Origin of the sequence: Phenylobacterium sp., assembly GCF_004799395.1 — a bacterium.
Lineage (GTDB): Bacteria > Pseudomonadota > Alphaproteobacteria > Caulobacterales > Caulobacteraceae > Phenylobacterium.
On sequence record NZ_SSMZ01000254.1, the window covers coordinates 1 to 7120 of the forward strand.

The 7120-nt window shown below is 67.6% G+C and carries 11 protein-coding genes; 2 read left to right on the forward strand and 9 right to left on the reverse strand.

Features of this window, described 5'->3' with window-relative positions; genetic code table 11:
• On the reverse strand, positions 1-1119 hold a 1119-nt coding region (locus E8A12_RS16065; protein ID WP_293370613.1), incomplete at its 3' end, for an MBL fold metallo-hydrolase.
• 63 nt (positions 1120-1182) lie between these two features.
• On the opposite strand from E8A12_RS16065, the gene E8A12_RS16070 reads away from it, so the two are divergent.
• The gene (locus tag E8A12_RS16070; protein WP_293370615.1) at positions 1183-1317 is read left to right on the forward strand and encodes a hypothetical protein; all 135 of its coding nucleotides are present in this window, start codon (positions 1183-1185) and stop codon (positions 1315-1317) included.
• Positions 1318-1320: 3 nt separating this feature from the next.
• Here the strand turns inward: E8A12_RS16070 and E8A12_RS16075 are convergent, their stop codons facing one another.
• The 5 genes from E8A12_RS16075 to E8A12_RS16095 form a co-directional block, all read right to left on the reverse strand.
• On the reverse strand, positions 1321-1803 hold the full coding sequence (locus E8A12_RS16075; protein ID WP_293370617.1) for an SRPBCC family protein: 483 nt from the start codon (positions 1801-1803) through the stop codon (positions 1321-1323).
• Positions 1804-1879: 76 nt separating this feature from the next.
• Positions 1880-2914 carry a response regulator gene (locus E8A12_RS16080; protein WP_293370619.1) on the reverse strand — a complete coding sequence of 345 codons (1035 nt, stop codon included), beginning with the start codon at positions 2912-2914 and terminating at the stop codon, positions 1880-1882.
• Complete coding sequence (locus tag E8A12_RS16085) at positions 2911-3357, reverse strand: response regulator (RefSeq protein WP_293370621.1); 447 nt, start codon at positions 3355-3357, stop codon at positions 2911-2913. Before E8A12_RS16085 ends, E8A12_RS16080 begins: the two co-directional genes overlap by 4 nt.
• Positions 3354-4859, reverse strand: coding sequence for an ATP-binding protein (locus E8A12_RS16090; protein WP_293370623.1), 1506 nt, complete (start codon positions 4857-4859; stop codon positions 3354-3356). Before E8A12_RS16090 ends, E8A12_RS16085 begins: the two co-directional genes overlap by 4 nt.
• Positions 4856-5602, reverse strand: a complete 747-nt coding sequence (locus E8A12_RS16095) for a YebC/PmpR family DNA-binding transcriptional regulator (RefSeq protein WP_293370625.1) — start codon at positions 5600-5602, stop codon at positions 4856-4858. The genes E8A12_RS16090 and E8A12_RS16095 overlap by 4 nt, the downstream gene beginning before the upstream one ends.
• 131 nt (positions 5603-5733) lie before the next feature.
• On the opposite strand from E8A12_RS16095, the gene E8A12_RS16100 reads away from it, so the two are divergent.
• On the forward strand, positions 5734-5934 hold the full coding sequence (locus tag E8A12_RS16100) for a hypothetical protein (RefSeq protein ID WP_293370627.1): 201 nt from the start codon (positions 5734-5736) through the stop codon (positions 5932-5934).
• Positions 5935-5965: 31 nt separating this feature from the next.
• Here E8A12_RS16100 and E8A12_RS16105 read toward each other — a convergent pair whose 3' ends face one another.
• The 3 genes from E8A12_RS16105 to E8A12_RS16115 form a co-directional block, all read right to left on the reverse strand.
• Positions 5966-6142: a hypothetical protein gene (locus E8A12_RS16105; RefSeq protein ID WP_293370629.1), complete on the reverse strand. Its 177-nt coding sequence runs from the start codon at positions 6140-6142 to the stop codon at positions 5966-5968.
• A gap of 103 nt (positions 6143-6245) precedes the next feature.
• Complete coding sequence (locus E8A12_RS16110) at positions 6246-6866, reverse strand: histidine phosphatase family protein (protein ID WP_293370631.1); 621 nt, start codon at positions 6864-6866, stop codon at positions 6246-6248.
• The coding region (locus E8A12_RS16115) for an SDR family oxidoreductase (RefSeq protein ID WP_293370633.1) at positions 6863-7120 on the reverse strand (258 nt) is incomplete at its 5' end. The genes E8A12_RS16115 and E8A12_RS16110, both read right to left, overlap by 4 nt.

Sequence of the window (7120 nt, forward strand, 5' to 3'; positions counted from 1 at the left end):
CGCCAGGGCCGGGTCGGTCGCCACCAGGGCCTCGGCGCGCGCCGCCACCGGGCCGGCGCCCCCTGCGATGCGGACGATCTCCGAATAGGCTTCCGAGGGCGCGGTGGCGTACATGGTCGCCGGATCGCCGTCGAACCAGCCAGCGTAGCCCTCGTAGATGCCGCGCACCGACCAACCTATCGCGCCGTAGCCTTCGCCCACATAGAGCTCCGGCGGCAGCCTGATGGTCTTCATCAGGGTGTAGACGTCGGTCCCGGCGTTCATGCCGCGCACGGTGGCGTCGTGCACATAGAGGATGGCGTCGCGGTACTGGGTCAGCACCCGCTGCACGTTGGCCGCGCCCACGATCGGCACGCCGTGGCTGGGGAGCACGATCTCCGGATTCAGCGCCAGGACCTTGTTGATTGATTCGACGTAGTTCAGCGCCGGCCGGGTGGGCGTGCCCCGAAGCGTGTACATGTTGGGAAACGACGCATAGTAGTTGTCGCCGATAAAGAGCGCCTTGAGCTCCGGGATCCAGACGTTGAGCATGTCCGGTGTCTCGCCCGGCATGGCCAGGCAGTCGAAGGTCAGGTCGCTCAGCTTGAACCTGTATTCCTTGTCGAACAGCACGTCGGCCAGCGGCGGTGCGGCGTAGTTCCCGGGGTTCGGATTGGCGATCTGACGCAGGCCCGGCGCGTTGTACTGCGCGGCGTTGCGCACCGCGAAGAAGCCTTCGAGGCGCATCTGGTAGTTGCGGAACTCGACCTCATTGGCCTGGCCGATGACGTGGGTCCCAGCCTCCTTCCATAGCGCGACGCCGCCGGTGTGGTCGCCGTGGCTATGGGTGAGAATGATGTCCTTGATCGGCGCGGTAGAGGCCGCCTTCAGCAGGGCGTGGTGGCGCGGCCCGTTGGGCGCGCTGGAGGTGTCGATGATGACGTCGCCGTCCCTGGTGGTCACCATGAAGGTGTTGCCAAAGCCGGTGGCCTGGAAGATCCGCCCGCCAGCGAAGGACAGGGGCTTGGACTGGCCGGCGCCGGCGCTCGTCGGCTGGTTCGCGCCGAGGCGTTCCTGGTCCTGGGCGAAGGACGGGCTCGCCAGCGCCAGGGCGGCGATCAGGGCCAAGGCGGTGCGCATAGAAACTCCCCCACAAGACTGCCGCGCTTGACGCCGCGCGTCGGGCAAGGCTGATCGCCGGGCATGAACGACATGCCCGACGATCCCGTCCACAACAAAGAAGCCGCCAAGCGCAAGCTGATGGGCCGCGCCATGGTGATCGGCCTTTTGGTGCTGGTGGCGATCTACGCCGTCTTCACCTTCCTCGGCCGGCGCTGAAGCCTACTTCGCCTCGGCGATGCCCTTGATGACATTCAGGACGTTGGTGAACTGCTTGGTGCGGTTGGCCACGTCCTGGTCCTTGTTCTCCGGATGCGGCAGCGCCGCCGCGTCGTAGACGAGGGTGTACATCAGCTTGGAGTGGCCCTTATCGATCGGGCGGATCTCCACCGTGCCGTGATAGTCGATCGGCGATTTCGGCTGGCTGTAGGTGTAGGACCAGGTCGTCTCGGCCACGAGCAGCTCGTCGATGCGGTTGGCGATCCGGCGAACGGCCCCGACCTCGTTGTTCTTGCCCGAGGTGATCTCGCAGGTGGTCTTCATCCAGGCGCCGATGTCGCAGAATCCGGAGACCTTCTTCCAGGCCACGTCGGCCGGCGCGTTGACGACCGTCTCCAGCGGAATGGTCACGTAGTCGGCGGCGCGGGCCGCGCCGGCGGCAAGCGTGACGGCCGCGAGCGCGGCGGCGGCGATCTTCAATTGCATATGTTCGTTCCCCCTATGGTTGGTTTGAAGTCTGCCCACGCGACGCAGCGGAAGCCAAGGGCCTGTCGCGAAAGTTTCAGCTGACGGGCAGGCGCAGGCTGGCGCGCACGCCCGGGTGCGACGGGTCGTAGAGCACCTCGGAATTGAGGCTGGAGGCCATGGCCTTGATGAGTCGTCCGCCCAGGCCGGTGCCCTTGGCGGCCGCGCCGTCGGCGATGCCTCCGCCGTCGTCCTCGACGGTGAGCGTCAGGCCTTCGCCGGCGTCGGCCAGGCGGATGCGCACCTCGCCGGCCTCCCCGCGCTTGTAGGCGTACTTGCAGGCGTTGGTGACCAGCTCGTTGACGATGACGCCCACCGAGACGGCCTTGTCAGTCTCCAGCCGCACGGCGTCGGCGATCAGGCTGAGCCGACGCGGCGAGGCGGCGGAGGACAGGGTGTCCTGCAGCTCGCGCACCAGGGCGTCCAGGTATTCGCGCATGTCCACCGACTCCACGTCGCCGGAGGAATAGAGTCGGCGGTGGACCTGGATGATCGCCTCGATGCGCCGCTGGGTGTCCTTCAGCGCGGCGCGGGCGTCGCCCTCGACCGCCGAGGCCTGCATCTGCACGAAGGCCGAGACCAGCTGCAGGCTGTTGGCCACCCTGTGGTTGACCTCGCGCAGCAGGGTCTCGAGGCGGGTGTTGGAAGTGACCAGGTCCGCCTCGGCCTGGGCGTGGCGGCGGCGCAGTTCCGCCTGGTCCCAGGCCTGGATAAGCGCGGTGTCGAGGAGGTCGAAGAACTCCTCGCCAATGGTCTTGACCACATAGTCCGAGGCGCCGGCCTTGAGCGCGGAGACCGCCACCCGGCTCTCGTCGGAGCCGGTGACATAGACGATCGGCGGCGGGTCCGGCTGCTGGCGCACCTGCAGCAGGGTCTCGAAGCCGCCCTGTCCCGGCATGTAGTGGTCGAGCGCGATCAGGTCGATCTCGCCGGCTTCCAGGACGGCCAGGCCTTCTTCGCCGGTGGCGGCCAGAGTCACAGCGTAGCCCCGGCGTTCCAGAGCGCGGCGAACGAGGCTGCGGAGCCCCTCGTCGTCGTCGACGTAGAGGACCCGGCGCTTGGTCTCGCTCACCCGTTTCCCTCGACCTCGGGCACCTGGATCACGGAGAGGAACAGGCCGAGCTGGCGGATGGCGTCGGCGAAGCTTTCGTAGTTCACCGGCTTGGTGATGTAGACGTTGCAGCCCAGGTCGTAGCAGCGCTGGATCTCGACCTTGTCGTCGGTCGTCGTCAGCACCACCACGGGGGTGCGCTTCAGCCGCTCGTTGGACTTCACGCGGCTGAGGATATCGATACCGCTCATGTCGGGCAGGTTCAGGTCGAGCAGCACCAGGGCCGGGCCGTTGAGCGCGGGGCCGGAATGGTCGTTTTCGAGATAGTGCAGGGCCGAGGCGCCGTCGGAGAAATGACGGATCTCGTTGGAGATGCCGGCGCGGCGGATATTTCGTTCGATCAGCCGCGCATGGCCCTCGTCGTCCTCGATCATGACGATCGTGACGTGCCGCTGTTCACTCATGATACGGGCCCTTCAGCGTTCAATCTGGCGGGCAGAGAAACCCGGAAGGTCGCCCCCTGGTCAAGGGCGGATTGGCAGGTGACTGTGCCGCCGAGACGGTAGGCCAGGGCGCGTACATGGGCCAGCCCGATGCCTTCGCCGGGCTGGTCCTGGGTCCCGGCGCGGCGGAACAGGTCGAAGACCCGATCGTGGTCCTTGGGGTCGATCCCACGGCCGTTGTCCTTGACCTCATAGACCACGCGCACGCCCTGCCGCCGGCCGCCGATCTCGACGCGGCCCGGGCGGCCGGGCTGCAGGTACTTGAGCGCATTCTCCACGAGGTTGGAGAAGATCTGCTCCAGGGCCAGACGGTCGCTGACCACCATCGGCAGGCCGGGCTCGACGGTGATCTGGGCGCCCAGCTCGCTGCTGCGATGGGCCAGGTTGTCGGTGACCGTCTGCAGCACCCGGTTCATCTCCAGCGGCTCGGGCGTCAGCACCCGGCGGCCCTGGCGGGAGAGCTGCAGGATGGCATTGATCAGCCGGTCCATCTTCTGGGTCGAGGTGCGGATGAACCCGATGGACTCCGGCAGGTCGCTGCGCACCGCACTTGCGGCCTCAGGTGTGACGATCTGGGGCGCCTCGGCCTCAGCCCGCTCCAGCAGGGTGGTCAGCGGCTTAGCGGCCGCTTCCAGCTCGGAGGTGAAGCCCATGACGTTGACCAGCGGCGAGCGCAGGTCGTGGCTGACGATATAGGCGAAGCGCTGGATTTCGTCGTTGGCGCGCCGCAGGTCGGCGGTGCGGGTGGCGACCTGATCTTCGAGGCCGGCGTTGAGCGTGGCCAGTTCGCGCTGCGAGGTGTTGAGCTGGCGGGTGTAGCGCAGGATCACCCAGACCGAGCCGATAGCCAGGAAGATCAGCAGCAGACTAGAGATCGCCGCGACCACGATCAGCCGGTCGACGGTCGCCTGCTCCCCAGACTCGCGAACCCGCAACTTGTTGTTCTCCTGCTCGCTCATCTGCTCGGCGAGCGCGCGGATCTGGCGTGTCGCATCGACTCCGGCGTCATGGTAGAAATTCGAGGTGTCCGAATAGCCGCCTCGGGCGAAGGCCATGGACACCTGGATGGCCTGCTGCTGCTGGGCGACGAGCGCCCGCATCCTGGCGACATTGGCTTGCTGGACCGGACTGTCGATCGTGAGCTGCTGTATCGTCAGCAGGGTTCTGCCGGCCCGCGCCGAGGTGGTGGCGACCGAGTCCGAAAAGACGGTGTCGTGCGAGAGCAGGTAGCCGCGGCGCGCGGTCTCGGTGCGCTCATCGTTGATCAGGAAGTCGGAAATCGCGCCCTTCACCTCATAGGTGTGGGCCACCCAGCGCGTGAATATGATGTTCTCGCGCATGACGCTAATTCCATAGGCGCCGACGCCCACGAGCGTCAGGAAGCCCAGGGCCACGATGCCGACAACGATGGCGTTGAAGGCGCGTTCGGACCGGATCGCGAGAAATCTGGGCTCCGCGGTCATCCGGCCAGCTTTTCGAGCTCCGCGGCGTCGATGTCCTCGTTGGAATAGACGTTCTGGACGTCGTCGTCGTCGTCCAGGGTCTCCAGCAGCTTCATCAGGGTGGCGGCGCCGTCGCCGCTGATCGGCGTGCGGGCCTTGGGCCGCCAGGCAAGGACGGTGGCCTTGGCGGGTCCGAGCGCGGCCTCGAGGGCCGCGGCCACGTCGGAAAGGTCGCCGAAAGCCGTATAGACGGTATGGCCGTCCTCGTCGGATTCAACGTCCTCGGCGCCGGCCTCGATGGCGGCTTCCATGACCTTGTCCTCCGAACCGGCCTCGGGTCCGTAGCCGATCTGGCCGACGCGATCCCACATGAATGACACCGAACCTGTCTCGCCCAGGTTGCCGCCATATTTCGAAAAGGTGGACCGCACGGAGGCGGCCGAGCGGTTGCGGTTGTCGGTCAGCACCTCGACGATGACTCCGACGCCGCCCGGGCCGAATCCCTCGTAGCGGATTTCCTCATAGGCCTCGGCGTCGCCGCCGCTGGCCTTCTTGATGGCCCGGTCGATGACGTCCTTGGGAAGGGACTCCGCCTTGGCGTTGTTCACCGCTAGGCGCAGGCGCGCGTTCATCGCTGGATCGGGCAAGCCGGCCTTCGCGGCCACGGTGATCTCGCGGGAGAGCTTGGAGAACAGCTTGGAGCGCGCGCTGTCCGCGCGGCCCTTGCGGTGCATGATGTTCTTGAACTTGGAATGTCCGGCCATGTTCGGTGTCGGGGTCCGTCGGTCAGGTCATAAGGGGAGGGGAGAGGCGGTTCTATCCTTCGCGACCGCTGTTCGGAACCCCCGCCATGCGCGCGGGTTTGCCTCTTAGGGGCGGGAGCGGGAGGCTTGGCATGAGCGAACAGGTCGTCGAGGACTTGGAAGACCTCGAACAGCCGGCGGCGAATGGCGCGCTGGTTCACTGGATGGACCGAAAACCCCTGGCGGTGGGTCCGGCCGGCGTGTCGGTCGCCGTGGCCAGTGGTTTCGCCCTCGGCGTGGCCGCGACAGTGGCCGTGCTCGGCCTCGGCGGCTGGCTGAACCCGAAGCCCTAGTCGGCGCGCAGATCCAGCAAACCCGTCTTCGCTAAGGTTCCGGCCGCCAGGATGATGCTGCGCAACGGCAGTCCTTCGGCGGGGGCGACGTCGCCTGGCGGCGGCCCACCAGCGGCGCACGGCGCACGACGTCGTCGCCGCCGTCGACCATCAGGCTGCGCCCATCCGGGCAGACGGCCGCCGCGCCATCGGCCATGGCCTTGGCCATTCCCGGCGGGGCCGGGCGGCCGTACGCCGCCGCTGGCGGACATCGTAGCCCTTGGGCTCGAAACGGATGGCGACGTTGGATGGGTCTTCAGCATCGACGCGCTCTAGCGCCGTTGCCCAAGGCTCGGATTCTCCTGCTCCATCGGTTCGCAGTCGATGCGGCCGACGCCGCCGTGCAGCAGCGCGAAGACCGCATCCTGCGGCACGTCCTGCTGGCCAGCCTCGTCGCGGGGCAGGTTGGCGTAGAGGCCGCGCAGGACCCGTCCGGCGATGCCGTGGCTGACGGCGACGATCCTGCGTTCCGGCTCCGGCGGCAGTTCGGCCAGCCAGGCGCCGACCCGGGTCTGGACGTCCTCGTAGCTCTCTCCATCGGTCGGCGCGTCGAAGGCCCACCCGGTCCTGCCGAAGGTCTCCGGGTGCTCGGTCTCCAGCTCCGCGCGCAGGCGCCCGTCGTGGGAGCCCCAGCTCATCTCCTTCAGCCGGTCGTCAAACTCGACCTGCGGTCCTTTGAGGGCGTCCGCAATGATCTCAGCGGTCGAGCGCGCGCGGCCCAGCGGACTGGAGACGATGCGCCAGCCCGCGGAGTCGCGGATCAGGTCGCGCAGCAGGCGGCCCATGGCCTTGGCCTGGCGAACGCCGAGCTCGGTAAGCGCGCTGTCGACGTGGCCCTGGATTCGGCGCTCGCGGTTGAACTCGGTCTGGCCGTGCCGGATTAGGTAGATCATCGCTTGCGGCGCACCACGGGATGCGAGGTCGACAGCCCGCCGTCGACGGCGATGGTCTGACCGTTCACGTAGGAGGCGTCGTCGCTGGCCAGGAAGAGGCCCGCATGGGCGATCTCATCGGGCACGCCGTAACGGGCCAGCGGGTTGAGCTGGCCGATCTTGTCCTCGTTGCCGCGGGCCCGCGCGCCGTCGAAGATCGGCTTGGTCATGCCGGTCTCGATCAGGCCGGGCGCGATGGCGTTGACCCGCACGCC